Source organism: Pseudomonas sp. 2995-3 (assembly GCF_002742565.1).
Classification (GTDB): Bacteria; Pseudomonadota; Gammaproteobacteria; order Pseudomonadales; family Pseudomonadaceae; genus Aquipseudomonas; species Aquipseudomonas edaphica.
Map to the genome: position 1 here is coordinate 1 of NZ_LJSB01000087.1, position 261 is coordinate 261.

The 261-nt window shown below is 36.8% G+C and carries 1 protein-coding gene; it reads right to left on the reverse strand.

Annotated features, from left to right (window positions below; all coding sequences use genetic code 11):
* A partial coding sequence (locus tag AOA62_RS32180) for a hypothetical protein (protein WP_218244064.1) occupies positions 1-261 on the reverse strand: 261 nt, incomplete at both ends.

Consider the following 261-nt stretch of genomic DNA (forward strand, 5'->3'; position numbering starts at 1 on the left):
ACTTCATAAACATTACTATTTTGAAAAAGTTGGGCACTGTACTGTCTAATAAACACATCATCTTGCGTAAGATTTTCCCCTGATAAATACACCCTTGTTTCATTTTTGGAAAACTCGATTTTGTCCAATGAAATGAGTAAGCCATCCTGCTCCATGCTCTTATTCACATCAACAGTTTCAAGAGTCGGGGCCACAGCCTCTTTGTAGGAAATCTGGTCAATTGACTTGGCTTTAATAATCGGAATATTAAATCCATCAATC